The organism is Faecousia sp. (assembly GCF_048519415.1).
Lineage (GTDB): Bacteria > Bacillota > Clostridia > Oscillospirales > Oscillospiraceae > JAZOXB01.
This window is the reverse complement of the sequence record NZ_DBFZUT010000022.1, coordinates 42,982-58,343: the sequence shown is the minus strand read 5'-3', so window position 1 is coordinate 58,343 and position 15,362 is coordinate 42,982. Positions and strand designations below refer to the sequence as shown.

At 57.6% G+C, this 15,362-nt stretch carries 31 protein-coding genes; all 31 read right to left on the bottom strand.

Going from position 1 to position 15,362, the window contains the following annotated elements; translation table 11 throughout:
- Positions 1-121: 121 nt before the first annotated feature.
- Positions 122-463: a 50S ribosomal protein L17 gene (rplQ, locus tag ACMKFF_RS02800; protein WP_349134952.1), complete on the bottom strand. Its 342-nt coding sequence runs from the start codon at positions 461-463 to the stop codon at positions 122-124.
- Positions 464-516: 53 nt separating this feature from the next.
- Positions 517-1,479, bottom strand: a complete 963-nt coding sequence (locus tag ACMKFF_RS02795) for a DNA-directed RNA polymerase subunit alpha (RefSeq protein WP_349134951.1) — start codon at positions 1,477-1,479, stop codon at positions 517-519.
- Positions 1,480-1,560: 81 nt separating this feature from the next.
- Positions 1,561-2,157 (bottom strand): 30S ribosomal protein S4, encoded by a 597-nt coding sequence (gene rpsD, locus ACMKFF_RS02790; protein ID WP_417323701.1) that lies wholly within the window; start codon positions 2,155-2,157, stop codon positions 1,561-1,563.
- 23 nt (positions 2,158-2,180) lie between these two features.
- Complete coding sequence (gene rpsK / locus ACMKFF_RS02785) at positions 2,181-2,579, bottom strand: 30S ribosomal protein S11 (protein ID WP_349134949.1); 399 nt, start codon at positions 2,577-2,579, stop codon at positions 2,181-2,183.
- Between the two features lie 15 nt (positions 2,580-2,594).
- Positions 2,595-2,963 (bottom strand): 30S ribosomal protein S13, encoded by a 369-nt coding sequence (gene rpsM, locus ACMKFF_RS02780; RefSeq protein WP_349134948.1) that lies wholly within the window; start codon positions 2,961-2,963, stop codon positions 2,595-2,597.
- A 20-nt stretch (positions 2,964-2,983) separates the two neighbouring features.
- Positions 2,984-3,097, bottom strand: a complete 114-nt coding sequence (rpmJ, locus tag ACMKFF_RS02775) for a 50S ribosomal protein L36 (protein WP_021886689.1) — start codon at positions 3,095-3,097, stop codon at positions 2,984-2,986.
- Positions 3,098-3,133: 36 nt separating this feature from the next.
- Positions 3,134-3,352, bottom strand: coding sequence for a translation initiation factor IF-1 (gene infA / locus ACMKFF_RS02770; RefSeq protein WP_349134947.1), 219 nt, complete (start codon positions 3,350-3,352; stop codon positions 3,134-3,136).
- A complete protein-coding gene (locus ACMKFF_RS02765) occupies positions 3,334-3,645 on the bottom strand; it encodes a KOW domain-containing RNA-binding protein (RefSeq protein ID WP_349134946.1) in 312 nt (103 codons plus the stop codon). Before ACMKFF_RS02765 ends, infA begins: the two co-directional genes overlap by 19 nt.
- Positions 3,646-3,647: 2 nt before the next feature.
- Positions 3,648-4,403: a type I methionyl aminopeptidase gene (gene map, locus ACMKFF_RS02760; RefSeq protein WP_349134945.1), complete on the bottom strand. Its 756-nt coding sequence runs from the start codon at positions 4,401-4,403 to the stop codon at positions 3,648-3,650.
- Positions 4,400-5,038 carry an adenylate kinase gene (locus tag ACMKFF_RS02755; RefSeq protein WP_349134944.1) on the bottom strand — a complete coding sequence of 213 codons (639 nt, stop codon included), beginning with the start codon at positions 5,036-5,038 and terminating at the stop codon, positions 4,400-4,402. Before ACMKFF_RS02755 ends, map begins: the two co-directional genes overlap by 4 nt.
- A 13-nt stretch (positions 5,039-5,051) precedes the next feature.
- Positions 5,052-6,353, bottom strand: a complete 1,302-nt coding sequence (secY, locus tag ACMKFF_RS02750; RefSeq protein WP_419495953.1) for a preprotein translocase subunit SecY — start codon at positions 6,351-6,353, stop codon at positions 5,052-5,054.
- On the bottom strand, positions 6,354-6,794 hold the full coding sequence (gene rplO / locus ACMKFF_RS02745; protein ID WP_349134942.1) for a 50S ribosomal protein L15: 441 nt from the start codon (positions 6,792-6,794) through the stop codon (positions 6,354-6,356).
- A gap of 13 nt (positions 6,795-6,807) precedes the next feature.
- On the bottom strand, positions 6,808-6,990 hold the full coding sequence (rpmD, locus tag ACMKFF_RS02740; RefSeq protein ID WP_349134941.1) for a 50S ribosomal protein L30: 183 nt from the start codon (positions 6,988-6,990) through the stop codon (positions 6,808-6,810).
- A 13-nt stretch (positions 6,991-7,003) separates the two neighbouring features.
- Positions 7,004-7,516 carry a 30S ribosomal protein S5 gene (gene rpsE / locus ACMKFF_RS02735; RefSeq protein ID WP_349134940.1) on the bottom strand — a complete coding sequence of 171 codons (513 nt, stop codon included), beginning with the start codon at positions 7,514-7,516 and terminating at the stop codon, positions 7,004-7,006.
- 15 nt (positions 7,517-7,531) lie between these two features.
- A complete protein-coding gene (gene rplR / locus ACMKFF_RS02730; protein ID WP_367927907.1) occupies positions 7,532-7,891 on the bottom strand; it encodes a 50S ribosomal protein L18 in 360 nt (119 codons plus the stop codon).
- A gap of 16 nt (positions 7,892-7,907) precedes the next feature.
- Positions 7,908-8,453, bottom strand: a complete 546-nt coding sequence (gene rplF / locus ACMKFF_RS02725) for a 50S ribosomal protein L6 (RefSeq protein WP_349134938.1) — start codon at positions 8,451-8,453, stop codon at positions 7,908-7,910.
- A gap of 12 nt (positions 8,454-8,465) precedes the next feature.
- The gene (gene rpsH / locus ACMKFF_RS02720; protein WP_349134937.1) at positions 8,466-8,864 is read right to left on the bottom strand and encodes a 30S ribosomal protein S8; all 399 of its coding nucleotides are present in this window, start codon (positions 8,862-8,864) and stop codon (positions 8,466-8,468) included.
- Between the two features lie 164 nt (positions 8,865-9,028).
- Positions 9,029-9,214 carry a type Z 30S ribosomal protein S14 gene (locus tag ACMKFF_RS02715; RefSeq protein ID WP_349134936.1) on the bottom strand — a complete coding sequence of 62 codons (186 nt, stop codon included), beginning with the start codon at positions 9,212-9,214 and terminating at the stop codon, positions 9,029-9,031.
- Positions 9,215-9,231: 17 nt separating this feature from the next.
- Positions 9,232-9,771, bottom strand: a complete 540-nt coding sequence (rplE, locus tag ACMKFF_RS02710) for a 50S ribosomal protein L5 (RefSeq protein WP_349134935.1) — start codon at positions 9,769-9,771, stop codon at positions 9,232-9,234.
- Between the two features lie 17 nt (positions 9,772-9,788).
- Positions 9,789-10,094: a 50S ribosomal protein L24 gene (gene rplX, locus ACMKFF_RS02705; RefSeq protein WP_349134934.1), complete on the bottom strand. Its 306-nt coding sequence runs from the start codon at positions 10,092-10,094 to the stop codon at positions 9,789-9,791.
- Positions 10,095-10,109: 15 nt separating this feature from the next.
- A complete protein-coding gene (gene rplN, locus ACMKFF_RS02700) occupies positions 10,110-10,478 on the bottom strand; it encodes a 50S ribosomal protein L14 (RefSeq protein ID WP_349134933.1) in 369 nt (122 codons plus the stop codon).
- Between the two features lie 15 nt (positions 10,479-10,493).
- Positions 10,494-10,757: a 30S ribosomal protein S17 gene (rpsQ, locus tag ACMKFF_RS02695; RefSeq protein WP_349134932.1), complete on the bottom strand. Its 264-nt coding sequence runs from the start codon at positions 10,755-10,757 to the stop codon at positions 10,494-10,496.
- A gap of 14 nt (positions 10,758-10,771) precedes the next feature.
- Positions 10,772-10,966 (bottom strand): 50S ribosomal protein L29, encoded by a 195-nt coding sequence (rpmC, locus tag ACMKFF_RS02690; protein WP_349134956.1) that lies wholly within the window; start codon positions 10,964-10,966, stop codon positions 10,772-10,774.
- Positions 10,967-10,968: 2 nt separating this feature from the next.
- A complete protein-coding gene (rplP, locus tag ACMKFF_RS02685) occupies positions 10,969-11,403 on the bottom strand; it encodes a 50S ribosomal protein L16 (protein WP_367927906.1) in 435 nt (144 codons plus the stop codon).
- On the bottom strand, positions 11,403-12,185 hold the full coding sequence (gene rpsC, locus ACMKFF_RS02680) for a 30S ribosomal protein S3 (protein ID WP_349134930.1): 783 nt from the start codon (positions 12,183-12,185) through the stop codon (positions 11,403-11,405). Before rpsC ends, rplP begins: the two co-directional genes overlap by 1 nt.
- A 10-nt stretch (positions 12,186-12,195) precedes the next feature.
- Positions 12,196-12,531, bottom strand: a complete 336-nt coding sequence (gene rplV, locus ACMKFF_RS02675) for a 50S ribosomal protein L22 (protein WP_349134929.1) — start codon at positions 12,529-12,531, stop codon at positions 12,196-12,198.
- A gap of 12 nt (positions 12,532-12,543) precedes the next feature.
- Positions 12,544-12,822 (bottom strand): 30S ribosomal protein S19, encoded by a 279-nt coding sequence (gene rpsS / locus ACMKFF_RS02670; RefSeq protein WP_349134928.1) that lies wholly within the window; start codon positions 12,820-12,822, stop codon positions 12,544-12,546.
- Positions 12,823-12,836: 14 nt separating this feature from the next.
- Positions 12,837-13,673, bottom strand: coding sequence for a 50S ribosomal protein L2 (gene rplB, locus ACMKFF_RS02665; RefSeq protein ID WP_349134927.1), 837 nt, complete (start codon positions 13,671-13,673; stop codon positions 12,837-12,839).
- 28 nt (positions 13,674-13,701) lie between these two features.
- Positions 13,702-13,998, bottom strand: a complete 297-nt coding sequence (rplW, locus tag ACMKFF_RS02660) for a 50S ribosomal protein L23 (RefSeq protein WP_349134926.1) — start codon at positions 13,996-13,998, stop codon at positions 13,702-13,704.
- Complete coding sequence (gene rplD / locus ACMKFF_RS02655) at positions 13,995-14,618, bottom strand: 50S ribosomal protein L4 (RefSeq protein WP_417323699.1); 624 nt, start codon at positions 14,616-14,618, stop codon at positions 13,995-13,997. Before rplD ends, rplW begins: the two co-directional genes overlap by 4 nt.
- Positions 14,619-14,637: 19 nt before the next feature.
- Positions 14,638-15,357, bottom strand: coding sequence for a 50S ribosomal protein L3 (gene rplC / locus ACMKFF_RS02650; RefSeq protein WP_367927903.1), 720 nt, complete (start codon positions 15,355-15,357; stop codon positions 14,638-14,640).
- Positions 15,358-15,362: the final 5 nt, after the last annotated feature.

The window sequence follows — 15,362 nt, the reverse complement described above, 5'->3', positions numbered from 1 at the left end:
GTTTATACAATGTGTCTTGTGAAAAACTGTGCACAACGACGTAGCGTTAATCGCCGAAACGCGGACATAGAAAAACCGCTGCAGGATGTCTTGCATTCTGCAGCGGTAAACCGGTATTCTCTTACACCAGCTCGATGATGGCCATCTCGGCAGCGTCGCCGCGGCGAACGCCGATGCGGGTCACTCTCGTGTAGCCGCCATTGCGGTCGGCATACTTCGGAGCGAGTTCCTTGAAGACCTTGTGCGCGACATCTTCCTTCGTGATGAAGGCCAGAGCCTGACGGTAGGCGGCGAGGTCGCCCTTCTTACCAAGGGTGATCATCTTCTCCGCGACCGGCTGGACTTCCTTCGCACGGCAGAAGGTCGTCTCGAGCTTGCCGTTCTCCAGCAGATCGGTGGTCAGCTGGCGGAGCATCGCCTTGCGCTGATCGCTCGTTCTGCCGAGCTTACGGGTTCCAAACATTCGTATTTCCTCCTTTTAAAAGGTAAAGACAGCGGATCGGTCGGGCCGATTCCTTAGCTATTTGTGGTAGGCGTTTCCTCCGTCGCGAGCGACAGGCCCATCATGGCCAGCTTGTTCTGCACCTCGTCGAGCGACTTCTTGCCCATGTTGCGGACCTTCATCATCTCTTCCGGCGTTCTGGAGATCAGATCGCGGACGGTGTTGATGTTGGCACGCTTCAGGCAGTTGAAGCTGCGGACGGACAGATCAAGCTCTTCGATGGTGAGCTTCAGAGCGGTCGGCTCGGTGGAAACATCCTTTTCACGAACGATCGACTGGCTGGCGACCGTCTCGGAGAGATCGGTGAACAGGGCCAGATGCTCCGTCAGGATCTTGGCGGCGATGGACACGGCGTCCTTAGCCGTCGTGGTGGAATCCGTCCAGACCTCCAGCGTCAGCTTGTCGAAATCGGTCATGTTGCCGACACGCGTATTCTCGACCGTATAATTGACCTTATACACCGGGGAATACAGCGAGTCGACCGGGATCACACCAATGGGCGTCTGCGGCGTCTTGTTCCGGTCAGCCGGAACATAGCCGCGGCCGCGGCTCATGGTGATCTCCATGTTCAGCATGGCATCGGGTCCGAGCGAGCAGATGTGCAGGTCCTTATTCAGGATTTCAACATCGTCGTCGGTCTTGATGTCACCGGCCGTGACTTCGCACTCGCCGGAGGCATCAATATAAACCGTCTTCACGCCGTCACAGTTCATCTTAAAGATGATACGCTTGATGTTCAGGACGATCTCAGTGACATCCTCCTTCACACCGGGGATTGTGGAAAACTCATGCTGGACGCCCGCGATCTTGATGGAGGTCGCAGCGGTACCAGGCAGAGAGGAAAGCAGAATCCTTCTCAGTGAGTTGCCCAGAGTCGTACCGTAGCCCCGCTCGAGCGGTTCCACGATAAAAATGCCATGGGCGGGATCTTCCGGAGAGTCGATGCACTCAATACGCGGCTTGTCAATTTCTACCATATAACAGATACCCTCCTTATGAATCTGCAAAACACAGGTTTTGCGGCGTAATCCAGCTTACCAATAAACGAGGGTGCAGCGTTACTTGGAGTACAGCTCGACGATGAGATGCTCGGCGATTTCGAAGTCGATATCATCTCTGGCCGGAAGCGCAAGGACCTTGCCGGACAGCGTGTTCTTGTCGCGGTCAAGCCACTTCGGAGCGGCGACGAAAGCGTCGTCTTCCTTCAGCTTCTTGAAGCGGTTGTTGGAGCAGCTCTTCTCGCTGACAGCGATGACGTCGCCCGTCTTCACAAGATAGGACGGGATGTTGACGCGCTTGCCGTTGACGGTGTAGTGGCCATGGTTCACGAGCTGACGGGCCTCGCGGCGGGTCGCGGCAAAGCCAAGGCGATAGATCACGTTGTCGAGACGGCGCTCGATAAGGCTCAGAAGGACCTCACCGGTGTTGCCCTCAGCGCGGGCAGCCTTCTCATAATACATCCGGAACTGCTTCTCCAGGATGCCGTAAACAAACTTGACCTTCTGCTTCTCGGTGAGCTGCAGAGCATATTCGGACTTCTTAGCTCTTCTCTGACCGCCGGGATTCTTATTGGAAGTCTTGGAATAACCCATGACGGCAGGAGAAACGCCAAGCGTTCTGCAACGCTTCAGAACGGGCTGAGTATTTTTCGCCATTCTATGATTTCCTCCTTAACGAATTAGACGCGACGTCTCTTGGGCGGACGGCAGCCATTGTGGGGAATGGGGGTGACGTCCTTGATCATGACAACTTCCAGACCCGCGGACTGCAGTGCGCGGATGGCAGCCTCACGACCTTGGCCCGGGCCCTTGACGTAGACCTCGACGGTCTTCAGGCCATGCTCCATGGCTGCCTTGGCGGCAGTCTCGGCGCACATCTGTGCGGCATAGGGCGTGGACTTACGGGAGCCACGGAAGCCGAGTCCGCCGGAGGAGGCCCAGGAAAGGGCGTTGCCCTGCAGATCGGTGATGGTCACCATGGTGTTGTTGAAGGAGGAACGAATATGAACGGCGCCCTTCTCAACATTTTTGCGCTCGCGGCGGCGCTTGACAACTTTCTTAGCAGTAGCCTTAGCCATTATTCAGTTCCCTCCTTACTTCTTCTTATTCGCAATGGTCTTCTTCGGGCCCTTGCGGGTGCGCGCGTTGGTCTTGGTGCGCTGACCTCTGACCGGCAGGCCTCTTCTGTGGCGCATGCCGCGGTAGCAGCCAATTTCCGTCAGGCGCTTGATGTTCAGAGCAACTTCACGGCGGAGGTCGCCCTCGATGGTGTAGTTCTTATCGATGACATCACGCAGCGCAGCCTCCTGATCCTCGGTGAGATCCTTCACACGGGTGTCAGGGTTCACATTGGCCAGCTTCAGAATGTCGTTCGCGCTTTTTCTGCCAATACCGAAAATATAAGTCAGAGCGATCTCGACTCTCTTTTCGCGGGGCAGGTCAATACCAGCAATACGTGCCATATACTCTCGAGCACCTCCTATTAACCTTGTCTCTGCTTATGCTTGGGATTTTCGCAAATTACCATGACGCGACCCTTGCGCTTGATAATCTTACATTTTTCGCACATGGGCTTCACGGACGGTCTAACCTTCATACTGTTTAACCTCCATATGAGAACAATGTCTCTTGTTTACTTGCTTCTCCAGGTGATCCGACCCTGAGTCAGATCATACGGAGACATCTGAACAGTTACCTTGTCACCGGGCAAGATCTTGATATAGTTCATTCTGAGCTTGCCGGAAATGTGTGCCAGAATCGTATGCCCGCCGCCAATATTGACTTTGAACATTGCATTCGGCAGTGCATCAGTCACGATGCCCTCAAGTTCGATTACGTCGTCTTTTGCCAAGTTTCTGAACCCTCCTTGGTTGAAACGTTGAATTCCCGGCCGAGTACGGCCAGTTCCCTTCGTAATTCGCTGTTGAGCAGTTTGTCGCCTGCGATGAGCTTCGCTGCGACGGTCGAATCTGGCCGAAGGACTTTGCGGACATGTTTGGCCTTCTTCCGCTTGGGATTTTCCAGCTTTCTCTCCTTCCCGTTGACCAGGGAAACGTACACACCGTCTGTGTCAACCACAAAGAACAGCATTCCCTGATCACGACCGGCAAGGGAGAGCACCACATCCGATTTGGATAGTTCCATGCTTAGAGTCCCTCGGCGACGGTGAGAATTTCCGGCTCGCCGTCGGTAATGAGCACAGTATTTTCGTAGTGGGCCGACAGGCTTCCGTCGGCGGTGACGGTCGTCCAGCCGTCCTTCAGCACCCGCACCTCGAAGGTACCGGCGTTGATCATCGGCTCGATGGCGATCACCATACCGCGGATCAGTCTGGGGCCTCTGCCGGGCTTGCCATAGTTCGGGACCTCAGGCTCCTCGTGCAGATGCTCACCGACACCGTGGCCGACGAAGTCGCGGACGACTCCGCAGCCGAACGATTCGGCATAGGTCTGCACGGCATGCCCGATATCCGAGATCCGGCATCCCTGGCGCGCGAATTTCACGCCCTCGAAAAAGCTCTGCTTCGTGACATCAATAAGCCTCTGCGCTTCGGGAGAGATCTTCCCGCAGGCATAGGTTGCGGCGCAGTCCCCATGGAATCCCTGCCATTTGGCTCCGACATCGACGGAGACAATGTCACCCTCCTGCAGCACGCGGCCGTCCGGAATGCCGTGAATGACGGTATTGTTCACGGAAATACAGACGCTCGCGGGGTAGCCGGAGTAGTGCAAGAAGGACGGTGTTGCACCTTGTGACACGATGAAATCGTGGACAGCTTTGTCGATCGCCTTTGTGGTCACGCCGGGTCTTACCATTTCCCCTGCCAGAGCACGGGCTGCCGCGGTAATTTTACAGGCCCTGCGCATCACTGCGATCTCACGTTCATTTTTAATAGGGATCATTTTGATACACCCAATGCCGCCAGAATATCACGAGTAGCATCCTCGATGGGCTGATTTCCCTCGATAAGCCGGAGCTTGCCGAGCTTTTCATAGAAGCCCTTGAGCGCCTCGGTCTCCTTGTGGTAAACGGCCAGACGGCTGCGCACCGTTTCCGGCACGTCATCCGGCCGCGTGACCAGCTCGGAGCCGCACGCATTACAGATGCCCTCAATTTTGGGCGGATTCGCCGTGACATGGTAGCTGGAGCCGCAGCTGCCGCAGACGCGGCGGCCGGTCATCCGCTGCTCGATCACAGCGTCGTCAATTTCAATGGAGATCACACAGTCGATCTCAATGCCGGCATTCACAAGGGCCTCGGCCTGCGGGATCGTGCGGGGCATACCGTCGAGGATATACCCGTTTGCACAATCCGGCTCGGCCAGGCGGTCCCGGACGATGCCGATGATGACCTCGTCCGGAACCAGATTGCCCTGGTCCATAAATGCCTTCGCTTTGAGACCGGTCTCCGTGCGATTCCGGATTGCTTCTCGGAGGATGTTCCCGGTGGAAATGGTCGGGATCCCGAGCCGCTTGGACAGGATCTCTGCCTGCGTGCCCTTCCCCGCGCCGGGAGCTCCCAGCAGGATCAGTCTCATGTCCAGCCTCCTGTTATTTCTCAAGGAAGCCGGAGTAGTTGCGCATCAGCATCTGCGCCTCGATGGCTGCGACGGTCTCCAGAGCAACGCTGACCACGATGATGATGGACGTGCCGCCGAAGGAGAATCTCGTGTTGCTCATGATCGTGCCGAGAAGGACCGGCAGGACCGCGATAACACCGAGGTAGATCGCGCCGAAGAGGGTGATCTTGTTGATGACCTTGCGGATGAAGTCAGCGGTCGGACGGCCCGGACGGAAGCCGGGGATGAAACCGCCGTTTTTCTTCAGGTTGTTGGCCACTTCAACAGGATTGTACTGAATGGTCGCATAGAAGTAGCTGAAGCCCACGATCAGGAGCAGATAGATGATCGTGTAGATCACGCTGGTGCTCGTGAACATATGCTTGTAAGCCCAGTTGCTCGTCCAGCCGCCGAACGCGCAGATGGTGGCGGGCAGGCTCGCGATGGACTGTGCAAAGATGATGGGCATAACGCCGGACATGTTGACCTTGATGGGCAGATGCGTGTTCTGGCCACCATAGACCTTACGGCCGACAACGCGCTTGGCGTACTGGACCGGGATACGGCGCTCAGCCTGGGAAACGAAAACGATGAAGGCGATGATCGCGAGCATGGCGACGATCAGCAGCAGAGCCCAGTACCAGAAGCCGCCGAAGTTGGACTTCAGGTTGTTGAAGATCGGCAGGATGATGCCGGACGGGATGCGGGCGATGATGTTGGCGAACAGGATCATAGAGATGCCGTTGCCGATGCCGTGCTCGGAGATCTGATCACCCAGCCACATGACCAACGTGGAGCCGGCCGTGAAGGTCAGGATGATGACGAGAGCAGTCAGGAAGCCGGTGCTCGTAAGGAGCATGTTGCTGTACTGGCTGTTGTAGTTGCTGAGCATGATATAATAGGCAAAGCCCATCAGGACGCCCAGGCCGACCGTGGTATAACGCGTGATCTTCGTGATCATCTTCTTGCCCTCTTCGCCGCCCTCTTTGCTCAGGCGCTCGAGAGCAGGAATGGCGATGGTAAGAAGCTGAATGATGATGGATGCGTTGATATACGGCTGGATCGACAGTGCGAAGATGGTGGCCTGCGAGAAGGCAGAGCCGGACATCATATCGAACAGGCCGAAGATGGTGTTGCTCAGCTGCTGGCTGAACATCAGGGACATCTGCTGCACGTTGACACCGGGAACGGGAATGACGTTGCCGATGCGGTACAGAAGGATGATCACGAGCGTGAAGAGGAGCTTTCTGCGCAGCTCAGGGATCTTCCAGGCATTGCGGATGGTAGTAAGCACTTACACCACCTCAGCCTTTCCACCTGCCTCTTCGATTTTCGTTTTGGCAGATCCGGAAAACGCTGCTGCTTTCACAGTGAGCTTCTTAGTGAGATTGCCATTGGAGAGGACCTTCAGGCCGTACTTGCAGTCACGGATGATGCCCTTCTCCGTCAGGGCAGCGGCGTCGACCACTGCACCGTCCTCAAAGACGTTGAGCTGGCCGAGGTTCACGGCCGTCAGCGGCTTTGCAAAGATGTTATTGAAACCACGCTTCGGGATGCGTCTCGCCAGAGGCATCTGGCCGCCTTCGAAGCCGACACGGATCTTACCGCCGGAACGGGCCTTCTGACCCTTGTGACCGCGACCAGCCGTCTTGCCGTTGCCGGTGCCGGTGCCGCGACCCTTGCGCTTGCCAACCTGGGTAGAACCCGCGATGGGAGCAAGTTCATGTAACTCCATTCTTGTCTCCTCCTTATTCTACTTCGGTGACCTCGAGAAGATAGCCGATCTTGGCGATCTTGCCGCGGGTCTGTTCGTTATCGGGCTGGATGGTCTCCTGGCCGATCTTGCGCAGGCCGAGGGACTCAGCCGTCGCAATGTGCTTCTGGATACGACCGCTGATGCTCTTGACCAGCTTGATCTTTAACTGTGCCATGTCCGTATCCTCCTTAACCAACGATTTCTTCGACGCTCTTGCCGCGGATGCGAGCGACCTCTTCCGGTCCACGCAGGCTCAGCAGGCCCTGCATCGTTGCCTTGACAACGTTCTGCGGGTTGTTGGAGCGCAGGCACTTGGCGCGAATGTTGCTGATACCGGCAGCTTCCATAACAGCACGGACAGCGCCGCCGGCCAGAACGCCGGTACCGACAGGAGCCGGCTTCAGCAGGACCTTACCGGCGCCAAAGATGCCGATGACTTCGTGGGGGATCGTGGTCTCCGCGAGAACGACCTTCTGCAGGTTCTTCTTCGCGTTGGCAATGCCCTTCAGGATCGCCTCGGAAACCTCGGCTGCCTTGCCCAGGCCATAGCCCACGGTGCCCTTGCCGTCGCCGACGACGACGAGAGCAGAGAACTTCATAACGCGGCCGCCCTTGACCGTCTTGGAAACACGGTTCAGGTAGACGACGCGCTCAATCATCTCGGGAGCATTGTCCTTTTCGGACGCTCTGTTATAAGCCATTTCTCGTTCCTCCTCTTAGAATTTGAGGCCGCCCTCGCGCGCGCCTTCGGCGAGTGCCGCTACACGACCGTGGTAGACATAGCCGCCGCGGTCAAAAACGACTTCCTCGATCTCCTTGGCCTTCGCACGCTCGGCGAGGAGCAGGCCGACCTTCTTGGCAGCTTCGCAGTTGCCGGTCGCACCCTCAAACTCCTTCTCCACGGTAGAAGCGGAAACCAGAGTGGCTCCATTGACATCATCAATGATCTGCGCATAGATGTTGGCGTTGCTTCTGAAAACATTCAGGCGGGGTCTGCACGGTGTGCCGGAGATCTTGCCGCGAACGCGAACATGGCGCTTCAGGCGCATGGCCTTCTTATCGGTCTTCTTAATCATTTACGCACACCTCCTGTTATTTCTTACCGCCGGTCTTGCCTTCCTTATGGCGAAGAACCTCGGTCGTATACTTGATGCCCTTGCCCTTGTAAGGCTCAGGCGGTCTCTTGCCGCGGACCTCAGCAGCGAACTGGCCGACCTTCTGCTTGTCGATGCCGCTGATGACGATCTTGTTCTGGGCAGGAACGTCGATGGTGATGCCGTCGATCTCATCGACAACAACAGGATGGGAGTAGCCAAGGTTCATGATGAGCTGCTTGCCCTGCTTCTGTGCACGGTAGCCGACACCATTGACCTCAAGCTCCTTCGTGTAACCCTTCTCGACGCCGACGATCATGTTGTGCAGCAGCGTGCGGGTCAGGCCATGCAGGCTCTTGTGCTCGTGCTCCTCATCCGGGCGGGAGACGGTCAGAACAGCGCCCTCCTGCTTGATGATCATATCATGATGGAATTTGCTGGTCAGAGTACCCTTCGGGCCCTTGACGGTGACGAGATTGCCGTCCGCGATGGTCACTTCAACGCCTGCCGGTACAGTGATAGGCATTTTGCCGATTCTGGACATAATGTTACCTCCTTACCAGACGAACGCAAGGACTTCGCCGCCGATATGTGCTGCGCGAGCAGCCTTATCGGTCATGACGCCCTTGGAAGTGGAAATGATGGCGATGCCAAGGCCCTTGAGAACCTTCGGCAGCTCCGCAGCGCCGGCGTAGATACGCAGGCCCGGCTTGGAGACGCGGCGAAGACCGGAAATGACCTTCTCCTTGTTGCCCAGGTACTTCAGGGTGATGTGGATCACGCCCTGCTTGCCGTCCTCCTCAACGGAGTATGCCTTGATATAGCCCTCGTCGAGCAGGATCTTGGCAATGTCCTTCTTGAGGTTGGAAGCGGGGACATCCACAGTTTCGTGCTTTGCAGAGTTCGCATTCCGGATTCGGGTGAGCATATCTGCAACGGGATCGGTGATTTGCATGTGATTGACCTCCTTTAGAAGTTACGGGCTGAACCCGTTAAGACGTCAGAGTATCAGAGGAATGTGAGCCGCAAGCGGCTCCATGTTCCCCTGACTTCTGATGCCTGTTTTCCATTTGAATCACGCAAGGATGCGTATTCGCGCACACGCGCGGGAATGAAAAATTACCAGCTTGCCTTCTTGACGCCGGGAATCTCGCCTTTGTAGGCGAGCTCACGGAAGCAGATACGGCAAACGCCGTAGTCGCGGAGGTAGGCATGGGGTCTGCCGCAGATCTTGCAGCGGTTGTAGCGGCGGGTGGAGAACTTGTTTCCAGCCTGCTGCTTCAGGATCATTGCTTTTCTAGCCATTGTGTTCTTCCTCCCAATTAAGCGTGGAACGGAGCGCCGACCATGGTCAGCAGTTCCTTGGCTTCCTCGTCGGTCGTCGCGGTGGTGCAGATGCAGATGTCCATGCCGCGGATCTTGTCGACCTTGTCATACTCGATTTCGGGGAAGATGAGCTGCTCCTTCAGGCCCATGGCATAGTTGCCGCGGCCGTCGAAAGCATTGGGGTTGATGCCGCGGAAGTCGCGGACACGGGGCAGAGCCACGTTGAACAGGCGGTCGAGGAATTCCCACATCTTGTCGCCGCGCAGCGTGACCTTCACACCGACGGTCTCGCCCTCACGGACCTTGAAGTTTGCGACGGACTTGCGAGCCTTCGTCGTGATGGGCTTCTGGCCGGTGATGGTGGCGATATCCTTGCAGATAGCCTCGATCTCCTTCGCGTTGTTCTTGCTCTCGCCGCAGCCGACGTTCACAATGACCTTCGCGATCTGGGGGATCTGCATGACGCTCTTATACTGGAACTTCTTCATGAGAGCGGGAGCGATTTCTTCGGTATACTTCACTTTCAGTCTAGCCATAATCTCGTCCCTCCTCCTCAGATTTCCTTGCCGCACTTCTTGCAGACGCGGACCTTCTTGTCGCCGTCGAGCTTGAAGCCGACGCGAACGCCCTTCTTGCAGGTGCTGCAGTAGAGCTGGACCTTATCCGCACGAATGGGGATCTCACGCTTGATGATGCCGCTGGTCTCGTTCTGCTTGCGGGCCTTGACATGGCAGGTAGCCACGTTGACGCCCTCGACGAGCAGCTTGTTCTCCTTGGGCATGGCGGTGAGCACCTTGCCCTTCTTGCCCTTGGACTTGCCGGAAAGGACAATGACGGTATCGTTCTTCTTAATGTTCATTGACTGGTCCCCCCATTAAATGACTTCCGGGGCCAGAGAGAGGATCTTCATGTATTCCTTGTCACGAAGCTCTCTGGCGACCGGCCCAAAAATACGGGTGCCGCGGGGATTCTTGTCGTCCTTGATCAGGACGGCAGCGTTCTCGTCGAAACGGACATAGGTGCCGTCGGCGCGGCGAACGCCCTTGCAGGTACGCACGATGACAGCGCGAACGACTTCGCCCTTCTTCACGGTGCCGCCCGGGGTAGCCTTACGGACGGAAGCGACGATGACGTCGCCGATGTTGCCGAACTTACGCTTGGAGCCGCCAAGCACACGGATGCACTTGATCTCCTTTGCGCCGGTGTTGTCGGCAACCTTCAGATAAGATTCCTGCTGGATCATAAGTTGTCGACCTCCTTACTCAGCCTTCTTGATGATTTCAACGAGACGCCATCTCTTGTCCTTGGACAGGGGGCGGCACTCCATCACCTTCACGGTATCGCCGACGCCGCACTCGTTGTTCTCGTCGTGCGCCTTCAGCTTGTAGGTTCTCTTCACGATCTTCTTATACAGCTTGTGCTGTACGCTGTCCTCAATTGCAACCACGATGGTCTTGTCCATCTTATCGGAGACGACCTGACCAACTCTGGTTTTGCGGAAAGCTCTTGTAGTTTCACTCATAATTGCTTACCTCCTCAGATTGCGGTCTCTTTCTCACGAATAATAGTCTTGATGCGGGCAATGTCTTTCTTGACAGCAGCGATTTTGACGGGGTTATCGAGCTGGTTGGTCGCGTGCTGCATCCGCAGGAAGAACAGATCCTTCTTCAGATCGGCAGCCTTCGCCTCCAGATCAGCGACGGACATCGCTCTCAGTTCTTTTGCCTTCATCATTATTCACCACCATTCTCAGATACTGCATCTTCACGGGCGATGATCTTGGTCTTGATGGGCAGCTTGTGCTGTGCCAGACGGAGAGCCTCGCGGGCATCTTCCTCGGACACGCCGCCGATCTCGAACATGACCTTCTGCGCCTTGACGACTGCAACCCAGTATTCCGGAGCGCCCTTGCCGGAGCCCATACGGACGCCGAGCGCCTTCTTGGAAACAGGCTTGTCGGGGAAAATCTTGATCCAGACCTGGCCGCTACGCTTGGTGTAACGGGTCATGGCGATACGGGCCGCCTCGATCTGGTTGCCGGTGATCCAGCCGGGCTCCATGGCCTGGATGCCGAACTCACCGTAGGAAACCTTATTGCCGCGGGAGGCAGCGCCCTTCATACGGCCGCGCTGAACCTTGCGGAACTTTGTTCTCTTGGGCATTAACATCAGCGGTTGCCTCCTTCCCTGCGATCATCGCGGCGGCGATCCCCATAGGGTCTGCCGGAACCGCGGCGGTCACCGCCACGGCGATCATCGCGGCGACGGTCATTGTTGCGGCGCTCACGGCGCGGAGCCTCGGGAGCGGTCTGACGGAGCGTGGAGTTCAGGACTTCGCCCTTGTAGATCCAGACCTTGCAGCCGATCTTGCCGTAAGTGGTGTTGGCCTCAGCGAAGCCGTAGTCGATGTCCGCGCGCAGAGTCTGCAGGGGGATGGTGCCCTCATGATAGGACTCGCTGCGGGCGATCTCGGCGCCGCCCAGACGGCCGCCGCAGGCGCACTTGATGCCCTTTGCGCCCAGACGGGTCGCACGCTGCATCGCCTGCTTCATGGCGCGGCGGAAGGAAATGCGCTTCTCGAGCTGCGCGGCGATGTTCTCAGCCACGAGCTGGGCGTTGAGGTCCGGGCTGCGGATCTCGACGATGTTCAGAGAAACGGCCTTGCCGAGCTTCTGCTCGAGCTCCAGACGGAGCTTTTCGATCTCCTGGCCGCCCTTGCCGATGACGACGCCCGGACGGGAGCAGTGCAGGTTGATCTTAACGCGGGCATTGCTGCGCTCGATCTCGATCTTCGCAATGCCGGCGGAATAGAGTCTCTTCTTGAGATCCTTACGGATGTTGTAGTCCTCAACGAGAAGGTCGCCGACCTTGTCGTTACGGGCATACCAACGAGAGTCCCAGTCCTTGATCACGCCAACGCGCAATCCGTGGGGATTAACTTTCTGTCCCATAGTAACCTCCTTAAGCCTTCTCGCTCACACCGATGGTGATATGCGTGGTTCTCTTGAGAATGCGGCTGTATCTGCCTCTGGCAGTGGCTCTGCCGCGCTTGAGGATCGGGCCGGGGTTCGCGACAGCAGTGGTAACGACCAGCTTGTCGACGTCCATGCCGTTGTTATTCTCAGCATTGGCGATCGCACTCTTGAGGAGCTTGAGCATCGGCTCGGAAGCAGCCTTGGGCGTCTGCATCAGATAGACGCAGGCAGTCTTGGCATCCTTGCCGCGGATGATGTCGCACAGGATCGAGACCTTGCGCGGGGAAATACGCAGGTATTTCAGATGAGCTTTCGCTTCCATGTTTTCTCCTCCTTACTTAGAATTGGAGGTCTTGGAGCCGGAATGACCGCGGAACGTTCTCGTGGGAACGAACTCGCCCAGCTTATGACCAACCATGTCTTCTGTCACATAGACGGGAACGTGCTTGCGGCCGTCATGGACAGCAATCGTATGACCGACGAAGGAGGGGAAGATGGTAGAGGATCTCGACCAGGTCTTCAGAACTTTCTTCTCACCGGTTTTGTTAAGCTCTTCCACGCGCTTGTAGAGTTCAGGAGCAACAAACGGGCCTTTCTTAATACTTCTGCTCATGTTTCATTTCCTCCTTACTTACCGTTGCGGCGCTTGATGATGAACTTGTTGGTCGGGTTCTTCGCCTTGCGGGTCTTCAGGCCCATTGCAGGCTTGCCCCACGGAGTGACGGGGCCGGGACGGCCAACAGGTGCGCGGCCTTCGCCGCCGCCGTGCGGGTGATCGTTCGGGTTCATGACGGAGCCGCGGACGGTCGGGCGGATGCCCATGTGACGCTTGCGGCCGGCCTTGCCGATGTGCACGTTGCCGTGGTCGATGTTGCCGACCTGGCCGATGCACGCCGTGCAGTTCATGCGGACGTAGCGGACCTCACCGGAGGGCAGGCGAACCTGAGCGAGCTCGCCTTCCTTCGCCAGCAGCTGTGCAGCGACGCCGGCGGAGCGGACAAGCTGAGCGCCGTAGCCGGGCTGCAGCTCGATGTTGTGGATGATGGTGCCGACGGGGATGTTGGCAAGCGGCAGGCAGTTGCCCGGCTTGATATCCGCAGCGGCGGAGGCGAGGATGGTGTCGCCGGCCTTCAGGCCGACCGGTGCGAGCACATAGCGCAGCTCGCCGTCCTCGTACTTGACCAGCGCGATGAACGCGCTGCGGTTCGGATCGTACTCCAGGCGCTGCACGACAGCGGGCATATCCAGCTTATCGCGACGGAAGTCGATCACGCGGTACTTGCGCTTGTTGCCGCCGCCGCGATGGCGGACGGTGATTCTGCCGTAGCTGTTGCGACCGGAATTCTTCTTCAGGGTCTCAAGCAGGCTACGCTCGGGCTTTGCCTTCTTATCGACGCCGTCGAAAGCAGACACGGTCATGCCGCGGCGGGCCGGGGTATAAGGCTTATACGTTTTAATCGCCATTTTGCGTTACACTCCTTTATGAGATGGATTAGACCATACCCTCGAAGAACTCGATGGTCTTGGAATCGGCGGTCAGCTTGACGACAGCCTTCTTGTAGCTGGCGGTACGGCCGGCGGGATATCTGCCCTGGCGCTTCAGCTTGCCATCCATGCGGATGGTGGTGACCTTCTCGACCTTCACGCCGAAGATCTCGGAAACAGCCTTCTTGATCTCGGTCTTGTTGGCGCTCTCCGCGACCAGGAAGACATACTTCTTCAGTTCAGTGGCTTCCATGGACTGCTCGGTGATGACCGGGCGAATGATGATATCGTATGCGGTCTTCATGCGAACACCTCCTCAATCTTCGCAAGCGCAGCCTTGTCGAGCACGAGCTTCTTCGCATTGAGGATGTCGTACACATTGACGAGGTTGGCAAAGGTGGTCTGGACGCCGGGCAGGTTGCGGGCGGAGAGGACGACGTTCTCGTTGGCCTCAGCGGTCACGACCAGAGCCTTGCAGTCGGCGTTGACTGCGCTCAGGAAACCGGCGAACTTCTTGGTCTTGATCTCGTCCATCTTGATCTCGTCGATGACGACGATGTCAGCGGACTGAGCCTTGGCGCTCAGAACGGACTTCAGAGCCAGACGGCGGACCTTCTTGTTGAGCGTGTAGCTGTAATCGCGGGGCTTCGGGGCAAAGACGATGCCGCCGTGCGTCCACTGCGGGGCGCGGGTGCTGCCCTGGCGGGCGTGGCCGGTGCCCTTCTGCTTCCAGGGCTTCTTGCCGCCGCCGGAGACCTCAGCGCGGGTCAGTGCGGACTGCGTGCCCTGACGGCAGTTGGCCAGATGATTCTTGACGACGTCGTGGACGACGGACTCGTTGGGCTCGATGCCGAACACAGCCTCGGAAAGCTCAACCTCGCCGACCTGCTTGCCGTTCATGTCGTAAACATTGGTCTTAAGCATGGTGATTTAGCTCCTTTCCTTAGCCTCTCGCGGAAGCCTTCTGCGGGTTACGAGCGGAAGCCTTCTGCGGGTTCTTGCTGACGCCAGCCTCGCCGTGCGTCTCCTTGATCTTCTTGACAGTGCTCTTGACGTACACAAGGCCGCCCTTCGGGCCGGGGATCGCGCCGCGGATGACGAGCATGTTCAGGTCCGCGTCGACCTTGACGACGTCAAGGTTCTGCACGGTGACCTGCTCAACGCCCATCTGGCCTGCGCCGATCTTACCCTTGAAGATACGGGAAGGATCGGAGGAGGAGCCCATGGAACCTGCATGACGGTGGACCGGGCCGCCGCCGTGGGTCGTCGGGGTGCGCTGTGCGTTCCATCTCTTGATGACGCCCTGATAGCCGTGGCCCTTGGAGATGCCGGTCACGTCAACGTGATCGCCAGCAGCAAAGGTGTCGACCTTGATCTCGGCGCCGACCTCGAGCTCAGCAGCATTGTCAAGCTTGAATTCCTTCAGGTGCTTTCTGGCAGAGATGCCAGCCTTCTTGAGATGACCCAGCTCCGGCTTGCTGAGCTTCTTCTCGGCGACCTCGCCGTAAGCCAGCTGCACGGAAACATAGCCGTCATTCTCGATCGTCTTCTTCTGAGCGACGACGCACGGGCCTGCTTCGATGACCGTAACAGGGATCACATGGCCGTTCTCATCGAAGATCTGGGTCATGCCCACTTTCTTGCCGATGATTGCTTTCTGCATGTTGT

What these genes read in the sequence shown, in the direction of transcription:
- rpsC (WP_349134930.1), bottom strand. Translation starts at nt 12,185, where the DNA reads ATGGGACAGAAAGTTAATCCCCACGGATTGCGCGTTGGCGTGATCAAG.
- rpsS (WP_349134928.1), bottom strand. Translation starts at nt 12,822, where the DNA reads ATGAGCAGAAGTATTAAGAAAGGCCCGTTTGTTGCTCCTGAACTCTAC.
- rpsQ (WP_349134932.1), bottom strand. Translation starts at nt 10,757, where the DNA reads ATGAGTGAAACTACAAGAGCTTTCCGCAAAACCAGAGTTGGTCAGGTC.
- ACMKFF_RS02795 (WP_349134951.1), bottom strand. Translation starts at nt 1,479, where the DNA reads ATGGTAGAAATTGACAAGCCGCGTATTGAGTGCATCGACTCTCCGGAA.
- rpmC (WP_349134956.1), bottom strand. Translation starts at nt 10,966, where the DNA reads ATGAAGGCAAAAGAACTGAGAGCGATGTCCGTCGCTGATCTGGAGGCG.
- rpsH (WP_349134937.1), bottom strand. Translation starts at nt 8,864, where the DNA reads ATGCAAATCACCGATCCCGTTGCAGATATGCTCACCCGAATCCGGAAT.
- rplB (WP_349134927.1), bottom strand. Translation starts at nt 13,673, where the DNA reads ATGGCGATTAAAACGTATAAGCCTTATACCCCGGCCCGCCGCGGCATG.
- rplF (WP_349134938.1), bottom strand. Translation starts at nt 8,453, where the DNA reads ATGTCCAGAATCGGCAAAATGCCTATCACTGTACCGGCAGGCGTTGAA.
- rplE (WP_349134935.1), bottom strand. Translation starts at nt 9,771, where the DNA reads ATGGCTAGACTGAAAGTGAAGTATACCGAAGAAATCGCTCCCGCTCTC.
- rplR (WP_367927907.1), bottom strand. Translation starts at nt 7,891, where the DNA reads ATGATTAAGAAGACCGATAAGAAGGCCATGCGCCTGAAGCGCCATGTT.
- rplN (WP_349134933.1), bottom strand. Translation starts at nt 10,478, where the DNA reads ATGATCCAGCAGGAATCTTATCTGAAGGTTGCCGACAACACCGGCGCA.
- rpsM (WP_349134948.1), bottom strand. Translation starts at nt 2,963, where the DNA reads ATGGCACGTATTGCTGGTATTGACCTGCCCCGCGAAAAGAGAGTCGAG.
- rpsD (WP_417323701.1), bottom strand. Translation starts at nt 2,157, where the DNA reads ATGGCGAAAAATACTCAGCCCGTTCTGAAGCGTTGCAGAACGCTTGGC.
- rplW (WP_349134926.1), bottom strand. Translation starts at nt 13,998, where the DNA reads ATGAAGACCGCATACGATATCATCATTCGCCCGGTCATCACCGAGCAG.
- rpmJ (WP_021886689.1), bottom strand. Translation starts at nt 3,097, where the DNA reads ATGAAGGTTAGACCGTCCGTGAAGCCCATGTGCGAAAAATGTAAGATT.
- ACMKFF_RS02765 (WP_349134946.1), bottom strand. Translation starts at nt 3,645, where the DNA reads ATGGAACTATCCAAATCGGATGTGGTGCTCTCCCTTGCCGGTCGTGAT.
- rplD (WP_417323699.1), bottom strand. Translation starts at nt 14,618, where the DNA reads ATGCTTAAGACCAATGTTTACGACATGAACGGCAAGCAGGTCGGCGAG.
- rpsK (WP_349134949.1), bottom strand. Translation starts at nt 2,579, where the DNA reads ATGGCTAAGGCTACTGCTAAGAAAGTTGTCAAGCGCCGCCGCGAGCGC.
- map (WP_349134945.1), bottom strand. Translation starts at nt 4,403, where the DNA reads ATGATCCCTATTAAAAATGAACGTGAGATCGCAGTGATGCGCAGGGCC.
- rplP (WP_367927906.1), bottom strand. Translation starts at nt 11,403, where the DNA reads ATGTTAATGCCCAAGAGAACAAAGTTCCGCAAGGTTCAGCGCGGCCGT.
- rplO (WP_349134942.1), bottom strand. Translation starts at nt 6,794, where the DNA reads ATGGAGTTACATGAACTTGCTCCCATCGCGGGTTCTACCCAGGTTGGC.
- ACMKFF_RS02755 (WP_349134944.1), bottom strand. Translation starts at nt 5,038, where the DNA reads ATGAGACTGATCCTGCTGGGAGCTCCCGGCGCGGGGAAGGGCACGCAG.
- rplQ (WP_349134952.1), bottom strand. Translation starts at nt 463, where the DNA reads ATGTTTGGAACCCGTAAGCTCGGCAGAACGAGCGATCAGCGCAAGGCG.
- rplC (WP_367927903.1), bottom strand. Translation starts at nt 15,357, where the DNA reads ATGCAGAAAGCAATCATCGGCAAGAAAGTGGGCATGACCCAGATCTTC.
- rpmD (WP_349134941.1), bottom strand. Translation starts at nt 6,990, where the DNA reads ATGGCACAGTTAAAGATCAAGCTGGTCAAGAGCATCAGCGGTCGTATC.
- rplV (WP_349134929.1), bottom strand. Translation starts at nt 12,531, where the DNA reads ATGGAAGCGAAAGCTCATCTGAAATACCTGCGTATTTCCCCGCGCAAG.
- rpsE (WP_349134940.1), bottom strand. Translation starts at nt 7,516, where the DNA reads ATGGCTTATAACAGAGCGTCCGAAAAGGACAATGCTCCCGAGATGATT.
- ACMKFF_RS02715 (WP_349134936.1), bottom strand. Translation starts at nt 9,214, where the DNA reads ATGGCTAGAAAAGCAATGATCCTGAAGCAGCAGGCTGGAAACAAGTTC.
- rplX (WP_349134934.1), bottom strand. Translation starts at nt 10,094, where the DNA reads ATGAACATTAAGAAGAACGATACCGTCATTGTCCTTTCCGGCAAGTCC.